Annotated in this window: 26 protein-coding genes and 1 pseudogene; 18 read left to right on the top strand and 9 right to left on the bottom strand. The window is 35.4% G+C overall.

The annotated features are described in order from the left end of the window. The first annotated feature begins 16 nt into the window (after nucleotides 1-16). Nucleotides 17-934 carry an alpha/beta hydrolase gene (locus ILT06_RS11095; RefSeq protein WP_149173351.1) on the top strand — a complete coding sequence of 306 codons (918 nt, stop codon included), beginning with the start codon at nucleotides 17-19 and terminating at the stop codon, nucleotides 932-934. Nucleotides 935-1,080: 146 nt separating this feature from the next. After that, nucleotides 1,081-2,187: a metallophosphoesterase gene (locus ILT06_RS11090; RefSeq protein ID WP_222655097.1), complete on the top strand. Its 1,107-nt coding sequence runs from the start codon at nucleotides 1,081-1,083 to the stop codon at nucleotides 2,185-2,187. A gap of 143 nt (nucleotides 2,188-2,330) precedes the next feature. Here the strand turns inward: ILT06_RS11090 and ILT06_RS11085 are convergent, their stop codons facing one another. From ILT06_RS11085 to ILT06_RS11075, 3 genes are read right to left on the bottom strand one after another with little or no spacing between them, the layout of a single operon-like run. Then, entirely contained in the window at nucleotides 2,331-3,221 is an 891-nt protein-coding gene (locus tag ILT06_RS11085; protein ID WP_222655096.1) for a CPBP family intramembrane glutamic endopeptidase, read from the bottom strand. Between the two features lie 33 nt (nucleotides 3,222-3,254). Beyond that, nucleotides 3,255-3,608 (bottom strand): DUF5412 family protein, encoded by a 354-nt coding sequence (locus tag ILT06_RS11080; protein WP_088047857.1) that lies wholly within the window; start codon nucleotides 3,606-3,608, stop codon nucleotides 3,255-3,257. Further along, nucleotides 3,605-3,748 carry a hypothetical protein gene (locus ILT06_RS11075; RefSeq protein ID WP_222655095.1) on the bottom strand — a complete coding sequence of 48 codons (144 nt, stop codon included), beginning with the start codon at nucleotides 3,746-3,748 and terminating at the stop codon, nucleotides 3,605-3,607. Before ILT06_RS11075 ends, ILT06_RS11080 begins: the two co-directional genes overlap by 4 nt. 200 nt (nucleotides 3,749-3,948) lie before the next feature. Here ILT06_RS11075 and ILT06_RS11070 point away from each other — a divergent pair, with 200 nt between their 5' ends. Further along, nucleotides 3,949-4,926 (top strand): HD domain-containing protein, encoded by a 978-nt coding sequence (locus tag ILT06_RS11070; RefSeq protein WP_088047856.1) that lies wholly within the window; start codon nucleotides 3,949-3,951, stop codon nucleotides 4,924-4,926. A 35-nt stretch (nucleotides 4,927-4,961) separates the two neighbouring features. Here ILT06_RS11070 and ILT06_RS11065 read toward each other — a convergent pair whose 3' ends face one another. Together ILT06_RS11065 and ILT06_RS11060 are read right to left on the bottom strand one after the other, a co-directional pair. Beyond that, complete coding sequence (locus tag ILT06_RS11065; RefSeq protein ID WP_088047855.1) at nucleotides 4,962-6,086, bottom strand: anti-sigma factor; 1,125 nt, start codon at nucleotides 6,084-6,086, stop codon at nucleotides 4,962-4,964. A 5-nt stretch (nucleotides 6,087-6,091) separates the two neighbouring features. Next, complete coding sequence (locus ILT06_RS11060) at nucleotides 6,092-6,577, bottom strand: RNA polymerase sigma factor (protein ID WP_064476859.1); 486 nt, start codon at nucleotides 6,575-6,577, stop codon at nucleotides 6,092-6,094. A gap of 137 nt (nucleotides 6,578-6,714) precedes the next feature. Between ILT06_RS11060 and ILT06_RS11055 the strand changes: the two genes are divergently transcribed. Next, complete coding sequence (locus ILT06_RS11055; RefSeq protein WP_088047854.1) at nucleotides 6,715-7,617, top strand: AraC family transcriptional regulator; 903 nt, start codon at nucleotides 6,715-6,717, stop codon at nucleotides 7,615-7,617. Between the two features lie 198 nt (nucleotides 7,618-7,815). Here the strand turns inward: ILT06_RS11055 and ILT06_RS11050 are convergent, their stop codons facing one another. Together ILT06_RS11050 and ILT06_RS11045 are read right to left on the bottom strand one after the other, a co-directional pair. Beyond that, on the bottom strand, nucleotides 7,816-9,558 hold the full coding sequence (locus tag ILT06_RS11050) for a sensor histidine kinase (protein WP_222655094.1): 1,743 nt from the start codon (nucleotides 9,556-9,558) through the stop codon (nucleotides 7,816-7,818). Nucleotides 9,559-9,567: 9 nt separating this feature from the next. Continuing rightward, nucleotides 9,568-10,272: a response regulator transcription factor gene (locus ILT06_RS11045; protein ID WP_149173347.1), complete on the bottom strand. Its 705-nt coding sequence runs from the start codon at nucleotides 10,270-10,272 to the stop codon at nucleotides 9,568-9,570. A gap of 140 nt (nucleotides 10,273-10,412) precedes the next feature. Here ILT06_RS11045 and ILT06_RS11040 point away from each other — a divergent pair, with 140 nt between their 5' ends. From ILT06_RS11040 to aceA, 12 genes and pseudogenes are all read left to right on the top strand, one after another. Further along, nucleotides 10,413-11,270, top strand: a complete 858-nt coding sequence (locus tag ILT06_RS11040) for a CPBP family intramembrane glutamic endopeptidase (RefSeq protein ID WP_222655093.1) — start codon at nucleotides 10,413-10,415, stop codon at nucleotides 11,268-11,270. Nucleotides 11,271-11,419: 149 nt separating this feature from the next. Next, entirely contained in the window at nucleotides 11,420-11,719 is a 300-nt protein-coding gene (locus ILT06_RS11035) for a hypothetical protein (protein WP_064476854.1), read from the top strand. Between the two features lie 11 nt (nucleotides 11,720-11,730). Further along, on the top strand, nucleotides 11,731-11,919 hold the full coding sequence (locus ILT06_RS11030) for a hypothetical protein (protein ID WP_064476853.1): 189 nt from the start codon (nucleotides 11,731-11,733) through the stop codon (nucleotides 11,917-11,919). Nucleotides 11,920-12,053: 134 nt separating this feature from the next. After that, the gene (locus ILT06_RS11025) at nucleotides 12,054-13,322 is read left to right on the top strand and encodes a M48 family metallopeptidase (RefSeq protein WP_064476852.1); all 1,269 of its coding nucleotides are present in this window, start codon (nucleotides 12,054-12,056) and stop codon (nucleotides 13,320-13,322) included. A 135-nt stretch (nucleotides 13,323-13,457) separates the two neighbouring features. Next, nucleotides 13,458-14,237, top strand: a pseudogene (locus ILT06_RS33270) (MCP four helix bundle domain-containing protein); the annotation flags it as partial. After that, nucleotides 14,232-15,185: a methyl-accepting chemotaxis protein gene (locus ILT06_RS33265; RefSeq protein WP_412678090.1), complete on the top strand. Its 954-nt coding sequence runs from the start codon at nucleotides 14,232-14,234 to the stop codon at nucleotides 15,183-15,185. The pseudogene ILT06_RS33270 and the gene ILT06_RS33265, both read left to right, overlap by 6 nt. A 212-nt stretch (nucleotides 15,186-15,397) precedes the next feature. Next, entirely contained in the window at nucleotides 15,398-16,300 is a 903-nt protein-coding gene (locus ILT06_RS11015; RefSeq protein WP_064476850.1) for a DMT family transporter, read from the top strand. Nucleotides 16,301-16,383: 83 nt separating this feature from the next. Further along, nucleotides 16,384-17,055: an S-layer homology domain-containing protein gene (locus ILT06_RS11010; RefSeq protein ID WP_064476849.1), complete on the top strand. Its 672-nt coding sequence runs from the start codon at nucleotides 16,384-16,386 to the stop codon at nucleotides 17,053-17,055. 451 nt (nucleotides 17,056-17,506) lie between these two features. After that, nucleotides 17,507-18,166, top strand: coding sequence for an S-layer homology domain-containing protein (locus ILT06_RS11005; protein ID WP_064476848.1), 660 nt, complete (start codon nucleotides 17,507-17,509; stop codon nucleotides 18,164-18,166). A 339-nt stretch (nucleotides 18,167-18,505) separates the two neighbouring features. After that, nucleotides 18,506-19,168 carry an S-layer homology domain-containing protein gene (locus ILT06_RS11000; RefSeq protein WP_064476847.1) on the top strand — a complete coding sequence of 221 codons (663 nt, stop codon included), beginning with the start codon at nucleotides 18,506-18,508 and terminating at the stop codon, nucleotides 19,166-19,168. 191 nt (nucleotides 19,169-19,359) lie between these two features. Beyond that, nucleotides 19,360-20,949: a malate synthase A gene (aceB, locus tag ILT06_RS10995; RefSeq protein WP_064476846.1), complete on the top strand. Its 1,590-nt coding sequence runs from the start codon at nucleotides 19,360-19,362 to the stop codon at nucleotides 20,947-20,949. Between the two features lie 23 nt (nucleotides 20,950-20,972). Continuing rightward, complete coding sequence (gene aceA, locus ILT06_RS10990; protein ID WP_064476845.1) at nucleotides 20,973-22,250, top strand: isocitrate lyase; 1,278 nt, start codon at nucleotides 20,973-20,975, stop codon at nucleotides 22,248-22,250. A 91-nt stretch (nucleotides 22,251-22,341) separates the two neighbouring features. Here aceA and ILT06_RS10985 read toward each other — a convergent pair whose 3' ends face one another. Next, nucleotides 22,342-23,133 (bottom strand): phosphotransferase, encoded by a 792-nt coding sequence (locus ILT06_RS10985; protein ID WP_149173346.1) that lies wholly within the window; start codon nucleotides 23,131-23,133, stop codon nucleotides 22,342-22,344. A gap of 373 nt (nucleotides 23,134-23,506) precedes the next feature. On the opposite strand from ILT06_RS10985, the gene cspA reads away from it, so the two are divergent. Continuing rightward, nucleotides 23,507-23,710 carry an RNA chaperone/antiterminator CspA gene (gene cspA / locus ILT06_RS10980; protein ID WP_000301521.1) on the top strand — a complete coding sequence of 68 codons (204 nt, stop codon included), beginning with the start codon at nucleotides 23,507-23,509 and terminating at the stop codon, nucleotides 23,708-23,710. Between the two features lie 253 nt (nucleotides 23,711-23,963). Here cspA and ILT06_RS10975 read toward each other — a convergent pair whose 3' ends face one another. Next, a complete protein-coding gene (locus ILT06_RS10975) occupies nucleotides 23,964-24,149 on the bottom strand; it encodes a hypothetical protein (protein WP_000391438.1) in 186 nt (61 codons plus the stop codon). 284 nt (nucleotides 24,150-24,433) lie between these two features. On the opposite strand from ILT06_RS10975, the gene ILT06_RS10970 reads away from it, so the two are divergent. Further along, the gene (locus ILT06_RS10970; protein WP_064476843.1) at nucleotides 24,434-25,015 is read left to right on the top strand and encodes a competence protein ComK; all 582 of its coding nucleotides are present in this window, start codon (nucleotides 24,434-24,436) and stop codon (nucleotides 25,013-25,015) included. Nucleotides 25,016-25,094 lie beyond the last annotated feature (79 nt).

Here is a 25,094-nt window from a genome sequence, read left to right as displayed (position 1 = left end):
AAGGGTGGTTTTATATATGGCAGTTACGAAGAGAAATGTACGTTTTTATGCAAGAGGATTACAAGTTGCAGGTATTTTAAATATTCCTGTAGGTGCTGAGGAAAAGAAACAAAATGCAGCGATTGTTTGTGTGCATCCAGGTAGTAGCTGTAAAGATCAAACAGCAGGATTATATGCGGAGAAATTAGCAGAACGAGGTTATGTTACGCTTGCGTTTGATGCATCGTATCAAGGTGAAAGTGAAGGGGCACCGAGATATATGGAAGAACCAGCTGCGCGCGTTGAAGATATTCGCTCAGCAGTGGATTATGTAACTACTCTCCCTTATGTAGATGAAGAACGCATCGGTGTGTTAGGGGTTTGTGCAGGCGGTGGTTATGCGGTAAATGCCGCAATGACAGAGCGCCGTATTAAAGCAGTTGGCACAGTTGTTGGTGCAAATATTGGGCGATTAAACCGTGAAGCTGATCCGATTGGGGTGTTAGAGGCGATTGGTAAACAACGTACTGCTGAAGCGCGCGGAGCAGAGGCAATGATTACAAACTGGATTCCTAAAAATCAGGAGGAATTAAAGGTAGCAAGTATGACGGATATAGATATTGTAGAAGCAGTTGAGTACTATACAACACCGCGAGGGCAAAGTGTTAACTCTCCAAATAAGTTAAATTTTACGAGCATGGGATCGGTAATTGGTTTTGATGCGTTCCATTTAGCAGATACATTATTAACACAGCCGTTACAAATTATTGTCGGCAGCAAGCAAGGCGCATTCGGTTCTTATAAAGATGGTCATGAGTTGTATGAGAAAGCAGCTTCAGAGAAAAAAGATTTACTTGTTGTGAAAGGTGCGAGTCATTACGATTTATACGACCAACCAGAACCAGTAAAAATTGCAGTTGAAAAATTAACAAGTTTCTATAACGAAAATCTGTAAAAGTAATTTTGTTTTGAATTGCGCCTCTAATTGCTAGATTTGCATCTAGCAGTTAGAGGTTTTTATTGTAAAGATTGCTGTGCTTAATATTTACGTTAAACGTGCATAACAAGATATAATAGAAGAAATTAAGAAGGAGGCTATCTGTGAAGAATTTTCGTTATTTCAATATATTTACTATTTTAATTGTATACACACTACTCATGTTTTACATCGGCTGGAACGGTTGGGTTTGGCTTAGTAGGGTGTTTGGCTGGGAATCTTGGGGATATTACGCTTTCGTAGTCGGTTTTATTTCATATGCGTACATTCTCGTGCAAGTGTTTAAGTTTTTGCCATTTCTACGAACAATAGGTTCAATTTGGTTTGCGGTCATACAATACGCGCTTATGTTGTTACCACTTGCTGATATTACAGTTTTCCTTCTACAGTTTGGGGTGGAGAAAGAGACCGCAATTATTTGGACAGGAACGGCCGTGTTACTTGCGTTCATCTTCATTTTTGCATATGGAGTATTCAACGCATATAGCCCAGTAGTAAGAAAATATGAGGTGCACATCCCGAAAAAAGTAGAGGGACGTAAAAGCTTACGCATTGCGATGGCTTCGGATATGCATTTTGGTAAATTATCTGGCGTTTCGCATTTGAAAAGACTTGTCCGTCATGTAAATGAGATGGAGCCTGATATTATTTTACTGCCAGGAGATATTATCGATGATCATCCAGGTGTGTTCATTCAAAAAAATATGGGGCCAATTATGAAACAAATGAAGGCTCCATTAGGCGTATATGGTGTGTTAGGAAACCACGAATATTACGGACGAGCGGTTCCGGAATTTTTACAAGAGATGGATAAGATTGATATTCGTATTCTGTTAGATGAAGTGATTACAATTGAAGATCATTTTTATATCGTTGGAAGAAGAGATAAAACAGAGCGAGATCGCCAAAGTTTTGAAAGTTTAATGAGTACGGTAGATAAATCCATGCCAGTTATCGCAATGGATCACCAACCATTTGAGTTGAAACAAGCAGCGGATGCTGGCGTCGATTTACTATTATCCGGTCACACGCACCGCGGACAAATGGCGCCGAATCATATTGTAACGAGAAGAATGTACGAACTAGATTGGGGATACGCACAAAAAGGTGCATTCCACGCGATTGTTTCTTCTGGTTTCGGATTCTGGGGACCACCGCTTCGACTTGGAAGTAGGTCGGAGATTGTACAGGTGGAAGTTACGTTTGAATAGTGTTATAAAATTTTACTTATTTAGAAGTAGAATCACATACGCATTAAGCTGAAAATTTCATCCGTTACTAGCATTTGAAGTGTAAAAAGAGGATTATACATGACTAATATGTATAATCCTTTTTTGTTTCGCAACCGCGCCCTTTACTTAAATAAAATTTCAATTAGTTGTAGTGGATGTGCATTAATTAGTCCATGGACAATAATAATTGCCCATACTTTGCGATAACGTACCCACAAATATCCGAGGAATAGACCTACGATACCAAGGTTCACAATAACTGTAGCTGTATCAATATCCCAATGACCAGAGCCATGTAATGCGATATGCCAGCTCGCCCATAACAATGATGTAAGAAGAATAGCCGGCCAAGTGCCTAGTAATAATTCCAAACGTGTTTGCAACCAAACCCTATAAAAAAACTCTTCCAGTACACTATTTATAAGAAAGCCTACAAGTAAAATTAATATTAAAACTATGGGTTCCATTTTAGCCGAAACAAATGGTGTAGAGAATGTAGAAAAGAATTTGAAGTACCCCCATATTATAATGACAATAAGTGGTGTAAAACGATACCATTTATGATTTTCTATTGATTTCATAGATTTCAGTCTCTCTTTTTGGGGATTACTTTTATAAAACAAAAGAAGCATGAATGGGGTGAATAATAATAAAATGATTTTAAATATCATAAACCAAAATTGTAATGCCATCCCTTCAAAGTTCGTGGTGAGAAGACTAATTGTGAAGAGGGATCCGCTCAAGAACAAGACAATAGCTTGAATCATGATGCGCCTTTGTTCAAACTGTTGAAGAGGATTATAGTTTTTATGATGAGACGGTAAGAAACGGATAAGGAGTATACCGATCATAACAGGGACCCACTTGTGCCAAAAAGGCATCGTGTCCTTATGATCTCCACTATAACGAATATTTGTTTCGCCAATCCATATAAGCCAAAGGGATGAAAGCAAAATGACAAGTACACATAATCCACCAATTAACTGCCCTATTTTTGGAAAATAACTGTCCATAGATTCCCGACCTTTCGTACTATAACTGTAAAACTAGTTTTTTCTAAAATCATACGTGTCCGTCTCTACATGTAATTTATGTTTATTAATCATCACTGTATGATCGTCTAACCATTGTACAGTTGCATCTTCTTCACGATAATTCCAGTATAGATTTTTCGTGTTCATAAATTTTTTATTATTTGCTACAAGCTCTCCTCTTATAGCAAAGCTAGTCGTTGCGCCGCCATTATGCCTGTATATATGTAAAGTATACGTTTTATCTGGTGAGTGGATAGATTGAATCTTTTCACCGCCTGAAACCCCAGATAAAGTGAAGAATTTCCAATATCCTAAACTAATTAATAAAATAATGATGAATAGAATGGTGAAGAAAACCTTTTTCATGTTTCCCCTCTTTCCCTTAACGGCCATACTTGTATTAAATCAAAGAAGAATAAAACTGGCAATGTTATCCTTTTTATCGCCGGAATATGTACGTTTCTATTTCTAGCGTCCTGTTCACGATTTGGAATGAAAGTCCCCATATTTTTCAATAAAAAAAGGCTCCATATAAGGAGCACTCAATAAAAAATGAATTAAAAGAAATAACAGAAATAACAGACATGTATAATATACAATATTAAAAACTAAACATCAATATATTTAGATTTAATATTTATATTGATGTTGATTTCATAAAAGAGGTACGATTATAAGACTAGGCTGAAATAAAGGGGGATTATAAGTGATCATATCAGATGTACTATACGGTGAGTTTGAAGTAGATCGAGTAGTAGAAGAATTAATTTTAAGTAAGTCTGTGCAAAGGCTGAAAGGTATTCATCAAGCCGGTGCAAGTTATTTAATGAACGAGAAATGGAATGTAACGCGCTTTGATCATTCAGTTGGCGTTATGTTGTTAATTAAGAAACTTGGTGGTTCAGTAGAAGAACAAATTGCTGGTTTACTGCATGACGTATCACATACTGCTTTTTCCCACGTGATTGATTACGTTTTTCATAATGAGGATGAAAGTTATCATGAGGAGATATTTAGTTCTGTTGTGAAAAACTCAGAAATTCCAGCGATTCTTTCAAAGTATGGTTATAACTATGAAGATATTTTGTTAGATGATTCGAAGTGGACGTTACTGGAAAGGTCAGCACCAGAATTATGTGCAGACAGAGTGGATTATACGTTACGAGATATGTATACATATGGGTATATTCCGTTAGAAGAAGTTCACAGTTTTTTAGAGGATGTCGTCGCTGTAGATGGGAAAATGGTTCTTCAAAGTATCGAAATGGCTGAGTGGTTTACAGAAACGTATTACAAAGAAGTAATCGATTTCTTTATGAAGCCAATGAATATTTACGGAAATGATATGTTAGCGAAAACGTTAAAGTTAGCTCTTCATAAAAAGGTTATTCATGCAGATGATTTTCTTCTTGAAGATGATGAGCTAATTTCGAAATTGAAGCAATGTAGTGAGCCAGAAGTAGATGCTTTATTAAGCAAAGTTCATCCGAATGTAAAAGTAAAAGAAGATAGAAACGATTATGATTTGTATCAGAAAAATAAAGTTCGTCTTATTAATCCTCTATTACTTCGTGAAGGGGAAGTTGTTCCATCGTCTGTTGTGTCAGAACGAATAAAACAGATGAGTGAGGTCGCTTATGAAAAAGCGGTGAGAGGGATGTATGTGAAAGTGATTTCGGATTAAAAAAGGAGAGCATCACTTTGCTCTCCTTTTTCTCATTAATAATCAAACCAATTCCAAACCTCAATATCTCCAAGAGTCGCATAACGCACGTGCGGTGAGTTTTGTAATTTTAATAACTCTTTCGACGGACCAGTAATGACAATGCCGTATACTTTTACACCGTTATCTTTTACATACTGATAGCGCTTATCTAAGTTCAGATCTTTTTCACGAGTCCGAGTAGCTTCACTCACAGTTTTTTTATATTCAGAAAGAATGCGCATCATTTCAATTACTTCATCTTCTTTTGTCTTCGGTTGTTCTGCTTCACTATCAGGAAGATCTATATGTTCTTGAAATCCGATAACCTCTCCGCTATGCAAGATAAAATCGTCTTCATTTATTCTCTCTTGTCCTGTGTCTAAAGCGTACCATATAGGAGTTGGCGGCATTTCTTGTGCTTCAAATGCGCTATATAGAATTGATTCTAATTCTTGTAAAGCGTAAGGTTTGTCAAACGATAGCGCTACTTCTGCAACGGTTCCCTCATGTACCTTTCCAAGTGTATCCCACACTTTTTTAGATGATTCTTTCAAAGAAGCATCTTCCTTGATTTTTGGATGAACAAAGGAAAGTTTTTTTGAATAGGCTCTGTTTTCCCAAGATTGATTTGTGACAGTTACAGATGATAAGAAACTACTCATTGTTACTGTACCAATTGGAAATTCTTTTTTGCCGATTGTTTTATATAAATTCATTTCAGTCTCTGTACGGAAGAAGGGTTTAACCTTCGTATTTCCTCCAGCGGAACGACTATTTGGCATTGTTGCTTCTAGTGCGAGTGCTGGTATATCATCCACTTTCCGGAAGTTTTTCATTTCGTTCGAATAGAAGTAAAAGGAAGATGAAAAATGACCAATAAAATAGATTGCTATACAAACAGCAAGGACAAAACTAACGGTTTGCCAACGCTGTTTCCATTTTATTTTCCAAAATGAGATTTTAAGATTTTGTGGTGGTAGTCTTTTCTTTATCGGTTCACTCTTCGAAAGCAACTCATCTAAGTAAGCTTCACACTTTTCACATGTTTCAATATGATTTTCTAACAGCTCCTGTTCATCATGCGTAAGTGTTCCATTTTCGTACTTCTTCCATAGTTTTTTAAACTTTGTACAACCCATCCCTATCACTCCTTTATGCTTTTCGTTTCTTTTCGTCCCCGGTGTAATTCAATTTTTACTTTCGCTAGTGAGAGACCAGTCATTTCGGCTATTTCCTTATACGAGAATTCGTAGTAATCTCGTAGTAGTAACACATTGCGTCTTTCAAGAGGAAGAGCAGATAAACTGTCTAACCAACTAGCAATCTCGTGTTTTACGAAATAAGAGTGCTCTGTACTTGGTACGTTTGGTAAATGGAATTCTGCAATTGTCGTTGTTTTATATCTTTTTTCTTTTCGATACCAATCGATAAAGGCGTTGTAGGCAATCGTAAATAACCAAGGCCTAATTTCTTCTCCTTTATAATAGTCAATATGGACGAGCATTCGATAAAATGTTTCTTGCATGAGATCTTCCGCGTAGTGGGAATCTCCGGTTAGGGAGAGAAGATAGCGAAATAAATCTTGCATATGTTCGGAGTAAATTTCTTCTAATGATTGTTTGCGTTTCACTACATTTCCCTCCCTTCATACATAACAACGAAATACATATAAAAAAGTTACAATTTTTCATGGAATTATAGTAAAAAACGTCAAGAATTGGATAGGATTCTCTTTTATCATAATACATATAAGGCGGGTGAACAGAGATGGAAAGCTATGAGACACAAATTCAAAGGTCAATTGATTATATTGAAGAAGATGTAATGGAAAAACAGACGCTGCGTAATTTAGCGCGTATTGCAGGTTTTTCTGAGTCGCATTTTCATCGTGTATTTCAGGCGTTAGTAGGTGATACAGTAATGGAGTATGTTCGAAAGAGGAGGTTAGCTCGGGCAGCTTATCAACTTTCTCATACGGATGAAAAAGTTATTGATATTGCATTTGAGCATGGCTTTCAATCTCATGAAACGTTCACGAGAGCCTTTAAAAAAATATTTCAAATGACACCGAGTGAATATCGAAAACAAGAAATTGAAACACCGATGTATTACAGCGTGAATGTAAAGCAAAGAAAATTAAATCCGTATTTAGGAGGCATACAAATGGAATATCGTATTGTAAATAAACCAGAATTTTTAGTGGCGGGTTATGAGCTGAAGACGACAAGTAAAGAAGGGAAAAACCATCAAGACATCCCAGCATTTTGGCAAGAATATTTACAGAAAGATCTTGGAACGACAATTCCGAATCGTAAAGATACGAGCCAATGGGTAGAGCTTGGATTATGTACTGATTTTAATTTAGAAACAGGGGACTTCACTTATATAATTGGAATGGAAGTTACAGGATTTGAAAATGTACCAAATGGAGTTGCGAAGCGTACTTTCCCAGCAGCGACATATGCTGTATTTACAACGCCGAAAGTTCCTCATGACGAAATGGTATCGTCTATCCACCAAACGTGGAATGCGGTATTTTCAGAATGGTTCCCGCATTCAGGATACGAACATTGCGGCGTTAATGAATTTGAACTATACGATGAGCGTTCCCATGCAGATAAAAGTGAGTTCGCTCAAATTGAACTTTGGATACCGGTGAAGAAGAAATAATAGAAAGAAAAGCGAGCCACTGAGTGGTTCGCTTTTTTTCATATAGGTTGCTATATTTGATGATTTTTGTCGGTAAGTCGATATATCTTGAAAACCGCGGATATATTTTGAGTTGCTCCGATATATTTGAAAAATCACCGATATAATTTCACTTACCTCTGAACTCCGCCAAAAAAAAGACGCCACATAGCGTCTTTTCTACGAATGAAACGGGAACACAAGTATAATCGTTGTTCCTTTTCCAAGTTCGCTATCAATAGAAATCGTTCCGTTATGAGCATGAACGAGCTGTTTCGTAATGGCGAGGCCAAGCCCCGTTCCGATGTTGCTTTCTTCTGTATTTGTTCCTCTGTAATATCGCTCAAATAGAAGTTCTTTCGTTTTGTCATCCATTCCTTTTCCATTATCTGAAATAGAGAGTGTAAATGAAGTAGCGTTTTGGGAAAGTTTTACGCTCACATTTGTCGTTTCATTATTATGTTTTACAGCGTTTACGAGTAAGTTTTCGATAATACGCTGGAACCATTTTTCTTCAATGAAATATTGAATTTTATTTGAGCTCGGTACGAATTCAATATTTTGATTTTGAAGTGTCGGATTATTAATAAATTGTAATAATACTTTTTGGACGAATTGATTCATTTCAATGTTTACGTGCTGCGCAGGAAGACTGTTATTTTTTAATTGATACGTTAAGCTTAAGTCATCGATTAATGTCGTCATATATTGAGATTTCTCTTTCATAACGCTGCCGAATTGTTGAATGTCGCGATCAGTCCAGTTGTACTGCTGTGATTCTAGTAATAATGCGTAGCCATATATAGAACTAAGTGGTGTTTTTAAATCGTGCGTTAGACCGGTAATCCATTCTTCACGTGTTTGCTGCAGTACTTGCCTCATTGCATCATTTTTTTTGAGTGTAATAGAAAGATGCTCTAGTGAATTTGTTACATCACTAAATAAGCGGAATGACCATTTTTCTTTCCCAGATCGCCGGAACCTGACAGGTTTCCCTTTTTTACTAACAGGTTCTTCGTACTTTCCACCAGCGATGTTTTTAAGCCAGCGCATCGCATGGAGTAACGGTTTTCCAAATTTATTACCGTACCAAATAGAAAGAATGACTAAATAAACAAATACGATAAGAAGGATTAATCCGCATCCGATTAGAAACTTTTTAGTAAATACATCGTCTATTTCATCATCTGGATAGTAGTACTCATTTTTGGCAGTTACAACAAGAAGATGATTGCTATTTGTTTCGTAAAAGCTAGACGTGTTTTCTTTATGATTCCACGGTTCCTTTTCGCTAAGAGCAGCTTGTATGGCAGAAAACGTTTTTTTCTTTCCAGCTGGATAGGAGAATACTTCTTCGCCATCACTATTAAAGATTTGAAGTGCTGCTTTTTCTTTAGAAAGTAACTGTTTTTCTTCTTCTGTTAATGTGAACGAATCCGTAGATACAGACGGGTGCTCTTTCTGGATTGTTTTCAGTAATACATTGCTTTTTAACATACCGCCGTATATAACAAGTACGTTCTTTTCTTCTAGTTCAATTTCCCAATATGTAAATGTATAAGGGCTTTCTATATGATTCTGTATATACAAGAATAAAGATGTTTTCGTATAAGATGTCGGTACGTCAATCGGCGTATTAAAGTGATAGAGAACTTTTCCGTTTTCCGCTACAACTTGAATCCAATCATTTTTTTCTTTAATTAGGTCTTTTACTTCAGCTTTTAACGAAATATCGCCATCTTCTGAAGAGATATATTTTGAAATCATAAAATTATCAGCATCTGGAATATTCGGTTCGTATGAAGTACTAGTAACAAGGAAAATTAAATAAGTGAAAGCAGCTACTACAGCAAGCAGTAATGTAACTAAAACAAATACGTGTTGCATGATAAACTGGATAATAAGTCGTTTATTAAAATTCATATCGTCACCCTACTTTGTAATGAACTTATAGCCAAGTCCTCGAACGGTTTTTATATATTCTGGTTTACTTGGGTCTTGTTCAATTTTTTCACGTAGTTTTCGAATGTGAACCATAACGGTATTATCATCGCCATTATAGGCAGGTGCTCCCCAAACTTTTTCGTATATTTCTTCTTTCGAAAATACGTAGTTCGGATTCTCGCAAAAGAAGAGTAGTAGCTGAAATAGCTGGGCGGAACATTCGACAACATGTCCACCTACTGTAAGCTCTGCGGAATATCGATCAATTTCAAATCTACCAAATGAACTGAAGTTTGCTTTTTGTTCGTGTGGTACTGCTTGTTTCATATGTCTTCGGAGTTGTGCTTTCATACGAGCGACTACTTCAAGTGGATTAAATGGCTTCGTAATATAATCATCTGCACCGTGTGAAAATCCAGATATTTTATCTAAATCAGATGTTTTGGCTGTGAGGAAGAAAATAGGACAATCGGTTTTTTGGCGAATGATTGGACAAATATCAAAACCAGATTGTCCAGGAAGCATGACATCTAAAATAATTAAATCGTAATCGTTTTGCTCGGTGAGAGATAAAGCTATTTCAGCGGATGTTGCAGTTGTAATATGAGAAAAACCTTCTTTTTCAAGAATGGTAGTTAGTAATTGTAAAATTGCTGTTTCATCATCAACGAGCAAAATATTTGCTTCATACATAAAAATCCCTCCTAATTTCCTCGAATATCATATCATCTTTCTGTAACTTATGGAATTTTTAAGGGAATTTTAAGGTTTTCTTTCGCAAAAAATTAAGAATCAAATGATATGATAAAAGTAACATAGGGGAGGAGAAGAGTGTGAATCCGTTTCAAACGATGCGAGCTAGATATTTTTTAATTGTATTTGCACTATTAACTTTAGTTGCAAGAGTCAGTAATGCATTGATAGAAAATACATTTCATATGCAAAATTCTGCTTTTATAAATATTCTTATATTCTACATCCTTCCGATTACATGGATTTTTTATGAGTATAGAAAACACCGTGTTTCCTTTTCATTATTTGTTAATAAAAATGAAACATTTAACCTGGTGCAAGTTTTATACATTGCGATTATGTTATGCGTATTTAGTTACGGGTATCTTATTTTGTACATGTATAGCTTTGCGTGGATTACACCGGAATTTATTATGAACGCATTACGTGAACCGATTATAGATAGTACAGGGGGCTATGTATATCAAGTTATTATGGTCGTATTCATCGCACCAATTATTGGTGAATTTGTTTTTCGCGGATTTTTACTGCAACGCTTTGCAGCAAAATGGGGAACGAGTATAGCGATCATTGTAGTAGCGATGTTGTTTGCGTTGCTACATGTTGATTTCCTAGGCGCAGTTGTATTTAGCGTTGTACTATCGATCGTATATATTCGTACGAATAGTTTACTCATGCCAATTGCTATTCACATGTTAAACAATGCATTTGTAATCGGTGCTTCTTTTCTAATAAATAAAGAAGAGATAATGAGTTTTGCAGATTTCTCAAATTATACGACGTTCTTTCCAGGACTAATTATTTTTATAACGGGATTAAACTTAGTACTCATCTTTTTATTTGTTAACCGCAAATATTGGAGTAAAGAAATGCCAGCTATATATGTAGAGCAAGAAAAGAGTTTTTCAGATGTAGTGGGGGATAAAGTGAAACTATAATTAGCCATCATCAATCTGGCGTTTACGGACAGCTCGACTCTGACCTAACTTCTTTGCTCCAACTGAATTTTGATGTGGGAGTTTTACTGCCCGCAAATAGCGGGATAAATGAGATGAATAAGGCAATTGAAAGGGATGTATAAAATTATATGAATGAAACAATATCATCAAATAAGTTTTTTTATTTGATTTTGCTTAGTATTGTGCTGATAACGACAGTCAATGTTATTCTTCGCTGGGAGGAAGCTTATTTCTTTATGTATTTAGCACTCCATTTGTTAGGAATATTATGTATAAGCGGCGGAATAGTTGCTGAAAAAAAGAGTGAAGAAAGCATTAATTATATGTGTGTGACCGGTCTAATTTTACTTTTAGCTGTACAAGGTATTATGAAATATAGTTCTTTTTCTTTACAAGATTTTAGTCTATTGATGGATGTACTTCCTTAAGGGGGCACGTTATGTTATGTAAGAAGCAAATAGGATACGTACTAGTTTTAATTGGATTTTTTACGCTTATTGTAACGACGTTATTTTTTCAGGACTATGAATATATACGCTATATAAAAGGCGCTGGTTTCATATGTTGGGTTGTAAGTATATTTCTTATCCCAGATTATGAACCGAAGAAAGTGTCTAAAGGTAGGTAAAACTCTTCTTTTTGTAGAAGAGTTTTTTTATATAACTAGAAGGCTCTCGAGCAATTCGCGTAATAAGCTTGTTCTAATTTAGCATGTACGAACTTACAATAATAATAGACAGGCAGCATAGAGGAGGGAATAGCGTGAGGAAGGTTATTGGGTGGTCGCTTTTTTTGTACGTTGGGTTTGCATTGCTTATATATTGGTATTTATTTGGATGGAATCATGAACTTATTCCGGACATGTATAAAGGAACGAGTGCAGATCCAGAAACGTTTATGAATGCAAGAGAGCTTACGCTAAGCCAAGATTATTCGCGCGTGAAAAATTTACTGTACTTTTTAGCGACGCCTCTTGAATGGATTATTTTATTATTTGTACTTGTGCTCGGTGTTTCAAGAAAGTTTGAGAAATGGTCGAAGGAAACGACGAAAATAAGTGTCCTGCAAGTTGCGATTTATTTCTTTTATTTATCACTACTCACAACAGTTCTTGCCCTGCCGATGCAATGGATTAGCCGAAAAGTGTCCGTTGATTATGGCATTTCAACGCAAAGTACACAAAGCTGGATAAAAGATCACGTTATCGGTTTTTGGGAAAGTTATGCGACGATGTTAATTGTAGTTGCCGTTCTTCTATGGCTTATCCGTAAATTTCCGAAGAGATGGTGGCTAGCAGGATGGGCACTCTCTGTTCCATTTACAATCTTTTTAACATTCATACAGCCTGTCGTTATTGACCCACTGTATAACGACTTCTCGACGCTGCAAAATAAAGAATTAGAAACGAAAATTTTAGCGATAGCAGATAAAGCTGATATTCCAGCTAAACATGTATATGAAGTAAATATGTCGGAAAAAACGAATGCGTTAAATGCATATGTAACAGGAATTGGCCCTAACGCCCGTATTGTAATGTGGGATACAACGCTTAAGCAATTAAAAGATAAAGAGATTTTATTTATAATGGCCCATGAAATGGGACATTATGTTATGAAACATATATATTGGGGCGTAGCGAGTTATATGTTGCTATCGTTTATAGGGATGTATCTCATTAGCCGTATTATAAATATGTGTATTCGAAAATGGGGAGGTACGCTGCAAATTTCAAAAGTAGCATGTTTTTCAATTTTACCTTTATTTTTCTTAATTTCTTCTGTACTCTCTTTTGCATCACAACCAGCAACAAACTACGTTTCACGAATAGAAGAACGAGCGGCAGATCAATATGCTTTAAATATGACGAAAGATGGAAAATCTGGTGTGAGAACGTTTCAATATTTATCAAAAACAAGCTTAAGCCAAGTGAATCCACCTGCGTTAGTAAAATTTTTCTTATACACACATCCACCGATTTTCGAAAGAATTCATACGTTTGAACAATATGAGAAACAAAAAAACAAGAAGTAGCGATTATGCTACTTCTTTTTTATAGAAATATAAGTTTGGTATTGGGAATATTTATCATTGCTTTTTATTGTGATTTTGTAAATAATAAGCTATAAAATTCTAAAAATCTATATATAAAGGAATAAAGGTGAAAAAATGTATTTTTTAAAAAATTTAAAAGTGAAATATAAATTATTATCGCTTATTTCATTAGCAGTATTGAGCATGGTAATTATGAGCTGCGTAGCAATTAATTCTATTAACAAGATTAAGCATGATACAGAGGTTGTAGTAGATGATTATCAACATTCTGTAGTTTTATTAGAAGGAATGCTTCGTACACAAAATTCACTAGAGTATAACTTACTAGAATTAATTACAGCGTCACCAAATGAGGGGACAAATAAAGAGGGGATTATTGGTAATATTGAAAAGGATCTTGAAAAATATGATTCTTTATTAAAAGAATATGATGATGGCTTCAATTTAAGTAAGCAAGAGGATGAACTGTTTCAGAAGATGAAGAAATCTTTGCCAAGTTATATGGAGACATATAAGAAGTTGTTTGACAAAGCGAAGGGAACAAATGAATCTCAAATGGTAAACGAATTTCATAAGGAATTAAAACCGAAGGGAGTAGAGTTAGCTAGTTATGCCGTAGATCTAGAAGCGTATGTTTCAAATTTAGCTGACCAAGTATTTAAAGATTCTCAAAAAATGATAGATCGGTCCGTTATTACTTTTATCATTCTTGTAGTAGTTACTACAATCATTATATGTATAGTAAGCTATATTATTAGCAAGCTTATAGTTGCTCCTTTACAAACGGTTAGTCGTATGATGGAAAGAGCAAAAGAAGGAGATTTAACTGTACATGGTGAGTATAATGCTAAAGATGAATTAGGTGTATTAGTAAGTGATTTTAACGAAATGATTGCAGGGCTAAGAACGAATATGCAAGAAATAGAGAATAATATTCAGCTTTTATTCCAACATGCAGACGGAGTAGTATCTGCATCGGAAGTATCTAGTGGTGCAGCGAAGAAAATCACTATAGATATTGAAGAAGTTGCAAATGGCGCAGAGAGTCAAATGCAAGCAATGGAGCAAACTGCGGGTGCGATGGAAGAGTTGACACAAGGAATGCAGAGCATAGTGAATACATCATCCTCTGTAAATGAATTGTCTGCTCAATCAGCATTAGATGCAGAGAGTGGTAACAAATTAATGAAACAAATGATTCAACAGATGGATACAATCCAAAATTCAGTACATAGCGGTGTGAAACAAGTAGAGACTATGAAAGAACAATCAGAAGAAATTGTTAAAATCATTGATGTTATGCAAGGTATTACCTCTCAGATTAACTTATTAGCATTAAACGCCGCAATTGAGGCTGCACGTGCTGGGGAAAGTGGTAGAGGATTTGCAATTGTGGCAGATGAAGTAAGAAAATTAGCAGAACAATCTAGTGATTCTGCAAAACAAATTGAGAAGCTTATTACTCAAGTTATGGGAACAACGAACCATACGGTACATATGATGGGGAAAGTAGATAATGAGGTACAGGCAGGTACACAAGTAGTAATGCATACAGAAAAAGTATTTGGAAAAATTACAGAAAAAGTACAGCAAGTATCTGAGCAAATTCAAACGGTATCTATGTCTACAGATGAAATTGCAGCGAGTAGTGAAGAGATTTCGGCTTCTGCAGAAGACATGGCTCAAATTTCCCAAAGATCATCTGACCGAACTGATAGGGTAAAAGAGTCTATTCAACAGCAAGAAAAATCTGTTCAAGAGATCTCGGTTTCAATTGAACATATGCATAATGCAGCCGGAGGATTAAAACAAATAGTTGCCCAATTTACTCTTCAAAAGTAGTAGTATATTTAAGTTTTAATATAGAAAAATTCTTCTCAATGAATAAAAAGATCATCCTATGTAAAAAAGGATGATTTTTTTATGGGAATTTTGTGCGGGTACTATTTTGTATATTCTAATTTTTTACAATTTTCCAATTCTAATATATAATAATACGTGATGTTTTGGAGATTTTTCGTTTGTAAAAGGTAGGTTATAGGAGGAGAGAAAGGGTGTTCAATAAAAAATCAATGCCGGCTATAAAAATGATCCTTTCGATGTCTATTTTCGGATCAATTGGATTTTTTTCTGTTCAAACAGGTTTACCGTCTTTTGAATTAGTATTCGTTCGTTGCATTTGTGCGACTATATTTTTAGCATTATGTTGGCTCGTAACAGGACAGTATAAAAGTGAGAAATGGAATAAAAAAGAAGTAATGCAAATATTAGCATGCGGTGTATTTCTCGTTTTTAACTGGGTATTTTTATTTAAAGCGTTTGAAGTGATGTCGATTACAATTGCGATTTCAGTTTATCATCTTGCACCCATTATCGTATTAATGATTGGTAGTATTGTATTTAAAGAAAGGCTTACAGTGTTTGCGGTTATGTCCATTGTCATTTGTTTTATCGGTACCGTTTTAGTAGCTGGAATAGATGGAAGTCTATCGCTCGAAAAACTGATGTCGTCTGGAATGGTATGGGCACTTCTTGCAGCTTTATTTTATGCTTTTACTACTTTATTAGGAAAAGGAATTCAGCATACGAGCGCATATGCAATGACCTTTTTACAAACATTTTTAGGTATATTTTTATTGCTACCATTCGTAGATTTTGGCAAGTTTCAAGGGTTAACAGAGATGAACTGGATGATGATCACAGCGACAGGACTTATACATACGGGATTTGTATATTACTTATTTTTTGACAGTTTAAGAGGTTTATCGACGAGATTAATTTCTGTATTGGTGTTTTTAGATCCTGCGGTTGCAATCCTATTAGATACAGTGTTTACAGGATTTAGACCAACTAGTATGCAAGTAGTAGGGATTGTTCTTATATTTGTAGGAATGGCATTTACTTTTCGAAAAACAAAGGACGAAAAAATAGCGGTAAAAGAAAGTTTGTATTCTTAATTGTAAATAATTAGGTGTATTCTATTGGAAATTTTTTTATTTTTTGTACAATATAAAAGATAGGAAAATAAAGGAAAAGGTAGATGAGAGAGATGAAAAAGCTAGTAAAGGTAGCGACATCGTTAACTTTAATGGGAGGAATATTTGTAGGTGCAAATGGCGTGTCTGCAAATACAGATGTTATCGAAAAATCTGGTCCTAATATTATGATAGAGTTTGATGATGTAACAACAGGTCATTGGGCATATGATGAAATTACGAATTTAGTATATCATCGCATTATGTATGGGTATGGAAATGGTAAGTTTGGGACAGAAGATAATATAACACGCGAACAGGCGGCGGCAGTATTACATCGTGCACTTCATTTAAAGCGTAGTGTGTTTAATGAAAATCCATATGGAGATATTAGTGGGAAATCGACAATGTTTCCTTACGAAATTTTACATTTAACGAATATTGGTATTTTTAAAGGAGATGAAAATGGAAATTTCCGTCCGAAAGATACACTGACTCGTGCAGAATTAGCACAAATTTTAACGAAAGCATATGAGTTGAAAACAAAGAGTCCACATACATTTACAGATATACCAGAAAACCATTGGGCAAGAGATGCAATTAGCGCATTACAGTCTAATAATGTAGCGGTAGGAACGGGAAATGGCAAGTTCGAGCCTGAAATGCTCGTTACACGCGGGCAATTTGCGAAGTTTTTACAACGATCAATTGATAATTCTCCAGGGAAAATGGAATAGATAAAGAGAAAGCTCATAATTTGTAGAGGAGACATCCTTCGCTCATTATGGGCTTTTATTAATAGATAGGTTCTTATTTTCGTATGTTGTAGTCCAGTGGATATTCTTTGTCGAAACGTCGATATATAAGGAGTAACAACATATATTTGCGTTTTTTGTCTAGAAAATGAACTTTTAAAATGTGAAGGATTTCTTTTTTAGAAAGTAGAATATTTAATGTATAGAAACACCTTTAAATGACCATAGGAAAGGGAAATGATTTGCGTACAATTCGGTATAAAAATTGAAATTGAGAGCGAATTGGCTCTCCTTTAGTAGTGATTTTCACAATAATAGATTTTTTAAATGTAATATATTGCATAATGGGTGCGAAGGAAACATATGTAATATTGGAAAGGATTGCAGTCTATTATTTTCCGTTTTTTCAAATGGAGATAAAGGGGAGAGGGCAATGAAGAAGAACATGTTACGTATAATGGCAACGGTAACTATTATGGGCGGCTTGTTTGTAAGTACAAATGTTCCAAACGTAAAAGCAGAAGAATATCCAGAAATGATTGTTTTTGATGATGTTCCAGTAAACCACTGGGCATATGACGATATAATGGACGTAGTATACAATAAAGTAATGTTAGGCTATGGAAATGGTAAGTTTGGTGTAGGAGATAATGTAACACGAGAACAAGTAGCAGCAGTACTCTATCGTACATTGAATTTGAAAAAAGAAGGACCTTTAAAAAATCCATACAAAGATATTTCTGAGAGGGCAACAATGTTTTTAGATGAAATTTTAGTATTAACAAAGCATGGTATTTTTGAAGGTGATGAAAAAGGAAACTTTAGACCAGCCGCACCTGTGACACGTGCAGAAATGGCGCAAATTCTTACGAAGGCATTTACATTTGAGGTAAAGAAAAACCATACATTTAAAGATGTACCAAATAATCATTGGGCAAAAAATGCGATTAGTGCACTGCAGTCTAATCATGTCATAGTAGGAACAGGAAATGGGAAATTTGAACCGAATACAGTTGTAACACGTGAGCAATATGCAACGTTTTTAAATAAAGCTGTTTTTTATTTTCCTGTAAAAGATGAAGATTATGAATAAAAGTTAAAATATAAGGACATTTAAAATATATAAATATAATATAAAACAAGAAAAAAGCGCGGAAATCCCACGCTTTTTTCTTGTTTTATATTATTTATAAGTATATCGATTTTCTGTTCATAATTTATTTGTTGGAATTTAGTGGATAAGAAGAGATTGAATAAAGTAACTTTTTCTTGCTTAAATATACGATTTAGTAACTTTATTATTAATAGAGTGTAAATAAAAGTATATGAAATATAGTTCATAAATTAGACAAAAATCACATGGGAATTGTATTGTTACGCTTTCGTTAATTCTTTATATTAGAAAAAAATATGTTTTTAGGGAGAGAATACTTTGAAGAAAAAAATTTTAAAAGTAGCAACAGCTTTAACAATTATGGGTGGAGTAGCATTTAGTGCTGAGGGGAATACAGCAAAAGCTGAATTAGCTGCAAAGCCACAACAAGCAAGTCCAGTTATCTTTAAAGATGTACCAGCAGGACATTGGTCTTATAAAGCAATTCAAACTTTAGCAGAACATGAAATTATGCTTGGTTACGGAAATGGTGTGTTCGGTTTTGGACATAACGTAAATCGTGAACAAGTAGCCGCTTTAATTTATCGCGCACTAGATCTTGATGAAGAATTTGGTGAAGATGAGGTATTAGAAAGCCCATATAATGATATTGTTGATGATAACTCAACGATGTTTCCTTTTGAAGTGTTAGCAGTAACAGAATTAGGTATCTTTACAGGTGACGAGAATGGAAACTTCAGACCAAAAGCTACGTTAACACGTGCAGAAATGGCGCAAGTTCTTACAAGAGCATTTGGATTACAAGTACAAGGAACAGCAACATTTAAAGATGTACCAAAGGGACATTGGGCAGAAAATGCGATTAATGCAGTAGGTTCAAATGGTATTTCAGTAGGAGATGGAAAGGGTAACTTCGCTCCGAACATGAAAGTAACACGTGAACAATATGCGCAGTTCTTATTTAATTCAATGTTTAAATAAATAATAAAGAAGGAGCTAGTGTTGTATAACATCGGCTTCTTTTTTTTTATGTGTAATACCGGTAAAAGAATACAGTTTTATAAAAAAACGATTAAATTTTCAAAAAAAACTTCCTTTTCTGAAGATTTGTTATATAATATAAAACATAAAATCAAATCTGTTATAAAACAGTTTAAGAAGGGGATGCTAATATGTCGACGCAAACTTCACGGGTTACATTGCCCGGAGGAATGTTACCAGCGTACAACGAAATATTGACACCTGAGGCGCTTAGTTTTTTGAAGGAACTACATGAAAATTTCAATGAGCGCCGCATAGAACTTTTACAAAAGCGTGCGGAGAAACAAAAGAGAATTGATGCAGGAAAGTTTCCGAAGTTTTTAGAAGAAACAAAGCACATTCGTGAAGCGGACTGGACAATTGCCAAATTGCCAAAAGATTTAGAGGATCGCCGCGTAGAGATTACTGGACCAGTGGATAGAAAGATGGTTATTAACGCTTTAAATTCAGGAGCGCATCTTTTTATGGCAGATTTCGAAGATTCGAATTCACCAACTTGGGAAAATGCGATTGAAGGTCAAATAAATTTACGAGATGCAGTGCGGGGAACGATTTCACATAAAAATGAAAACGGAAAAGAATATCGTTTAAATAGTAAAACAGCAGTATTAATTGTGCGTCCAAGAGGATGGCATTTAGAAGAAAAACATATGCAAGTTGATGGGAAGAATATGTCTGGTAGCTTAGTAGATTTCGGACTTTATTTTTTCCATAATGCAAAGGCTCTTTTAGCAAAAGGAAGCGGTCCATACTTTTACTTACCGAAAATGGAAAGCCATTTAGAAGCAAGGTTATGGAATGATGTTTTCGTATTTGCTCAAAAATATATCGGTATTCCAAACGGAACGATTAAAGCGACGGTGTTACTGGAAACGATTCACGCTTCGTTTGAAATGGATGAAATTTTGTATGAGCTTAAAGATCATTCTGCTGGGTTAAATTGCGGAAGATGGGATTATATTTTCAGCTTTCTAAAGAGTTTCCGTAATCATAATGAATTTTTGCTTCCAGATAGAGCGCAAGTCACGATGACGGCGCCATTTATGCGCGCGTATTCTTTGAAAGTCATTCAAACGTGTCACCGTCGTAATGCACCAGCTATTGGAGGAATGGCAGCACAAATTCCGATTAAAAACAATCCAGAAGCGAATGAAGCAGCTTTTGAAAAAGTGCGTGCAGATAAGGAGCGCGAAGCTTTAGACGGTCATGATGGGACATGGGTTGCCCACCCGGGACTTGTACCAGTCGCGATGGAAGTATTTAATCACATTATGAAAACACCGAATCAAATTTTTAGAAAACGTGAAGAAATACATGTTACAGAAAAGGATTTATTAGAAGTACCAGTGGGAACGATTACAGAAAATGGGCTTCGCCTAAATATTAGCGTAGGTATTCAATATATTGCATCTTGGTTAAGCGGACGGGGAGCAGCACCCATTTATAACTTAATGGAAGATGCTGCAACAGCGGAAATTTCTAGGGCACAAGTATGGCAATGGATTCGTCATGAAGGTGGAAAGCTAAATGATGGTCGTAATATTACGTTTGAATTGATGGAAGAGCTAAAAGAAGAAGAACTAGCAAAAATAGAAAGAGAGATTGGTAAAGAAGCCTTTAAGAAAGGGAGATTCCAAGAGGCGACAACGTTGTTTACAAATCTCGTTCGGAATGATGAATTCGTACCATTTTTAACATTACCGGGTTATGAAATTTTATAAAAAACAAAAAGGGGATGGAACAAATGAAAAACGAAAGAATCGAGAAATTACAAGAGAGCTGGGAACTAGATACGCGCTGGAAAGGGATTACACGTCCATATTCGGCAGAAGATGTAATTCGCTTGCGCGGGTCAATTGATATTGAACATACATTAGCGCGCCGCGGTGCTGAAAAGCTTTGGTCATCGCTTCATACGGAAGATTATATTAACGCACTTGGCGCATTAACAGGAAACCAAGCGATGCAACAAGTGAAAGCTGGGCTAAAAGCAATTTATTTAAGTGGATGGCAAGTCGCTGCGGATGCGAACCTTTCTGGACATATGTATCCAGACCAAAGTTTATATCCAGCGAACAGCGTACCTGCTGTAGTAAAACGAATTAATCAAACACTTCAACGTGCGGATCAAATTCAGCATATGGAAGGAAGCGGTGATACAGATTATTTCGTACCGATTGTAGCAGATGCAGAAGCTGGATTTGGCGGACAATTAAACGTATTTGAACTGATGAAAGGTATGATTGAAGCGGGTGCATCAGGTGTGCACTTTGAAGATCAATTATCTTCAGAGAAAAAATGCGGCCATTTAGGCGGAAAAGTATTACTACCAACGCAAACAGCGGTGCGTAATTTAATCTCGGCACGCCTTGCAGCAGACGTAATGGGAGTGCCGACAATTATCGTTGCAAGAACAGATGCGGATGCAGCAGATTTAATTACGAGCGATATCGATCCGGTTGATAAAGCATTTATTACAGGAGAAAGAACTCCAGAAGGATTTTACCGTACGAAAGCAGGTCTTGATCAAGCAATTGCACGTGGTTTAGCATATGCTCCTTATGCAGATCTCGTTTGGTGTGAAACATCTGAACCAAATTTAGAAGATGCAAAACGATTTGCGGACGCAATTCATAAAGAGCATCCAGGGAAATTACTTGCATATAACTGTTCACCTTCATTCAACTGGAAACAAAAATTAGATGAAAAAACAATTGCAAGCTTCCAAAAAGAAATCGCATCTTACGGTTATAAGTTCCAGTTCGTAACACTAGCTGGATTCCACTCATTAAACTACGGCATGTTTGAATTAGCACGTGGCTATAAAGAGCGCGGCATGGCAGCGTACTCTGAACTACAACAAGCAGAATTCGCAGCAGAAAAACACGGCTACTCTGCAACTCGTCACCAACGCGAAGTAGGAACAGGTTACTTTGATGAAGTAGCACAAGTTATTACAGGTGGTACTTCATCGACGACAGCGCTAAAAGGATCTACAGAAGAAGCACAGTTTACGAAATAAAAGGAAGGGGCCCCTTTTTGAAGGGTGCCCCTTTTTATTTTCGGAACGATTTTTCACATATATCGACTTACAGACAAAAAAGACGATATTATTAAATCCACTCAGCTCTATGATCGCGAATAAACTTCATATCTTTCTCATAATGCTCTAAATGTCCTTCATCAATCATTCTTTTGAAATTCAAGTCGCCTTCTTGTGCTTTTCTTTTCATATATGTACATAATGCTTCTAATCGTAGTAACACTATTCCTAAGTAGTCTTCGTCCATACTTTTACCGTAGGACTGGACAAACAATTTCACTCTTTCTTTCATACGGCTAGCATGTTGTACCGATTCATAATGAACTGCCTCACCCGATTCTGTATAATACACTCTACTTAAAGGTACACAAGTATAAAGCGTATAAGCGATATCCCAAATTCTTGGACCAGGAGCAGCAACATCGAAATCAATAATACCTACTGGTTTCTCGTCATTAAAAATAATGTTATATACAGCAAAATCGTTATGGCAAATAACCTCAATGTTATTTGGAGTAAGATCCATCGGTTGCCATTCATCTGATAAGGGAAAGTCACTTACCGCATCATGATAAAGGCGGAGCATCTTTGCTATTTCCTTTAAAGCATCATTAGATCGCATATATTCTTTTAAAGGATAATTCCCAGCGTCTCCTTCAATAAAGGATAAAATCTCTCTATCTTTTTCATCTACACCTAAAAACTTTGGAGCATGATGAAATCCTTTGTTTTCTAAGTGCTGTAATAATGTATGAATTTTTGCACTGCCTGGCTTTAATTCTCGCCGAACAGTATTTTCAGAACGATACACATTTGATACATTTCCACCTGTAAGCTTTTCTTCGTTGGTGTAGTTTGACATATAATCCCCTCCAATATAACGACTGTACGATTATATTGTAACACTTCAGAACAAGGGATGTAATCGCGTTCAAATGATGTTTGTGTTCACTTTATAGTGAAATCCACACATACTAAAATCAATTATTTACGAATGTATAATCAATTTAATTTGTCAGTTATTTTCAAAAAAGATTGTACATTTCATTTTAAGTATGCTATGATGAAGTCAGTTGAATAGTTAAATTAAGCAATCCATATATTATCAAGTGCCGAAAAACGAACGAGAAAAAGTATGTGAGAACTAGTTTATGTTTCGTGTTTGATAATGTGTGGATTCTTTTTTTATACAGGAAGACTAAAATAAATTGTGTTTTCTTTAGGAGGAAATAATTATGGCAGTAACAGGACAAGTAAAATGGTTTAACAACGAAAAAGGATTCGGTTTCATCGAAGTTCCAGGCGAAAACGATGTATTCGTACATTTCTCTGCAATCGAAACTGAAGGTTTCAAATCTCTAGAAGAAGGTCAAAAAGTTAGCTTCGAAATCGAAGATGGTAACCGTGGACCTCAAGCTAAAAACGTAATCAAACTATAATTTTATAGTTTATTATGGAAAAAAGGGATGGCTGCTGCCATCCCTTTTTTTGTTGTAATATACGAGCATAATGATTATAGTTTGGGGAAAAGTATACAAATGAAGTCATACTCGATGTTCGTAGCGGGAATAAAGAAGATCTACACAATACGATTGAAGAAATCTTATTCGCCCGTTTTAGATGAATAAGAAAAAATAGTCATTTTTTTTGAGGACGAAGAAGAGTAAAAGGCTTTCCAAAATGGAAGGCCTTTTACTCTTCTTTTCCAATCTTTTTCTTCTCGCGTTTCTTACATTCAGAGCATTTCGATTTACGAAAAGGCTTTGCGAAGAATAGTAGAATGAAAAACAAACCGAATATAATACTAGCTGAATTTTTCACGATTACAATGCTACTATTTTTCATTTGAATTGTTGGTTGCATTTCTTTTTCTTCCATAGTGGACCTCCATATATTGGATTTTCCTTTTAATTATAGCAAAGTTAATTGTCGTAATGATGCGAAATGAGGAAGTAGTTGTAAATATTTATAGGTATTATAAATACATTTTATATAGGCTTTTTATTATGAAATCACTATATTGTTAATTTATAATTTAAAAGATATTTGATAAATGATAAATTATTGTAAAAAATCGGAATCTGTAAACCATTTCCTTTTCATAGATGCTAAAATTATATATGCAGCTGCTAATATAAATGTAAAAAAGGAGACAGTAGAATATGGAAAGTAAAGTAGAACGCTATGTCGAAAACTATGTGGTAAATAAAAATACAATGGCCTTACTTCCTGTTATTCTAAGTGAAAAGAAAATTGTTACACGAGTTGTTGAGATGGAAGATTCTTTTTTCGTGTTTCAAAAGCCCCTAGATATTATAGAAAGAAGTTGCCGCAAGCATGGCTCTAGTTTCTTAGGCAGAAAAGAAGGAACGAAAGAGTTAACTCATATTACACATAAAGCACCGATTGCGATTAGTCCGGCAGATCAATTTTATTTTTTCCCTACGTATTCTTACTCTAGAAAAGAGTGCGCTTGGTTGTCTCATTTTTATATTGAAAGTAATAAAGAGTTAAAAGATGGAAATGTTATTGTTAGATTTATAAATGGCTTTGCTGTGAAATTAGAAATATCAAAAAGTAGTTTTGAAAATCAACAAAATCGTACAGCGAAATTGCGTACTGAATATGAAGATCGTAGAAAAAAACAAGGAAATCCTTCCTTTAAATTAATTGATAAAAATGAGGAATCTAGATTAAAACCAGCATATGAGAAAGTGTATTTTGTTAAGGAAGGCGAAATGTGAGAGGATGGGGGAACCCCCATCTTTTTTTATTTGTCAGCTTTTGTCGGTAAGTCGATATATTCGAGAAATCGCCGATAAA

Origin of the sequence: Bacillus sp. 17RED48 (assembly GCF_019837545.1) — a bacterium.
GTDB classification, from domain to species: Bacteria; Bacillota; Bacilli; order Bacillales; family Bacillaceae_G; genus Bacillus_A; species Bacillus_A wiedmannii.
This window is presented reverse-complemented; position numbering and strand designations above follow the sequence as displayed.

What these genes read in the sequence shown, in the direction of transcription:
- ILT06_RS11085 (WP_222655096.1), bottom strand. Translation starts at nt 3,221, where the DNA reads ATGGACAGTTATTTTCCAAAAATAGGGCAGTTAATTGGTGGATTATGT.
- ILT06_RS11075 (WP_222655095.1), bottom strand. Translation starts at nt 3,748, where the DNA reads ATGGGGACTTTCATTCCAAATCGTGAACAGGACGCTAGAAATAGAAAC.
- ILT06_RS11095 (WP_149173351.1), top strand. Translation starts at nt 17, where the DNA reads ATGGCAGTTACGAAGAGAAATGTACGTTTTTATGCAAGAGGATTACAA.
- ILT06_RS11055 (WP_088047854.1), top strand. Translation starts at nt 6,715, where the DNA reads ATGGAAAGCTATGAGACACAAATTCAAAGGTCAATTGATTATATTGAA.
- ILT06_RS11065 (WP_088047855.1), bottom strand. Translation starts at nt 6,086, where the DNA reads ATGGGTTGTACAAAGTTTAAAAAACTATGGAAGAAGTACGAAAATGGA.
- ILT06_RS10985 (WP_149173346.1), bottom strand. Translation starts at nt 23,133, where the DNA reads ATGTCAAACTACACCAACGAAGAAAAGCTTACAGGTGGAAATGTATCA.
- ILT06_RS11050 (WP_222655094.1), bottom strand. Translation starts at nt 9,558, where the DNA reads ATGAATTTTAATAAACGACTTATTATCCAGTTTATCATGCAACACGTA.
- ILT06_RS11045 (WP_149173347.1), bottom strand. Translation starts at nt 10,272, where the DNA reads ATGTATGAAGCAAATATTTTGCTCGTTGATGATGAAACAGCAATTTTA.
- ILT06_RS11080 (WP_088047857.1), bottom strand. Translation starts at nt 3,608, where the DNA reads ATGAAAAAGGTTTTCTTCACCATTCTATTCATCATTATTTTATTAATT.
- aceB (WP_064476846.1), top strand. Translation starts at nt 19,360, where the DNA reads ATGTCGACGCAAACTTCACGGGTTACATTGCCCGGAGGAATGTTACCA.
- ILT06_RS11005 (WP_064476848.1), top strand. Translation starts at nt 17,507, where the DNA reads ATGAAGAAGAACATGTTACGTATAATGGCAACGGTAACTATTATGGGC.
- ILT06_RS11010 (WP_064476849.1), top strand. Translation starts at nt 16,384, where the DNA reads ATGAGAGAGATGAAAAAGCTAGTAAAGGTAGCGACATCGTTAACTTTA.
- ILT06_RS11030 (WP_064476853.1), top strand. Translation starts at nt 11,731, where the DNA reads ATGTTATGTAAGAAGCAAATAGGATACGTACTAGTTTTAATTGGATTT.
- ILT06_RS11035 (WP_064476854.1), top strand. Translation starts at nt 11,420, where the DNA reads ATGAATGAAACAATATCATCAAATAAGTTTTTTTATTTGATTTTGCTT.
- aceA (WP_064476845.1), top strand. Translation starts at nt 20,973, where the DNA reads ATGAAAAACGAAAGAATCGAGAAATTACAAGAGAGCTGGGAACTAGAT.
- ILT06_RS10975 (WP_000391438.1), bottom strand. Translation starts at nt 24,149, where the DNA reads ATGGAAGAAAAAGAAATGCAACCAACAATTCAAATGAAAAATAGTAGC.
- ILT06_RS10970 (WP_064476843.1), top strand. Translation starts at nt 24,434, where the DNA reads ATGGAAAGTAAAGTAGAACGCTATGTCGAAAACTATGTGGTAAATAAA.
- ILT06_RS33265 (WP_412678090.1), top strand. Translation starts at nt 14,232, where the DNA reads ATGATTGCAGGGCTAAGAACGAATATGCAAGAAATAGAGAATAATATT.
- cspA (WP_000301521.1), top strand. Translation starts at nt 23,507, where the DNA reads ATGGCAGTAACAGGACAAGTAAAATGGTTTAACAACGAAAAAGGATTC.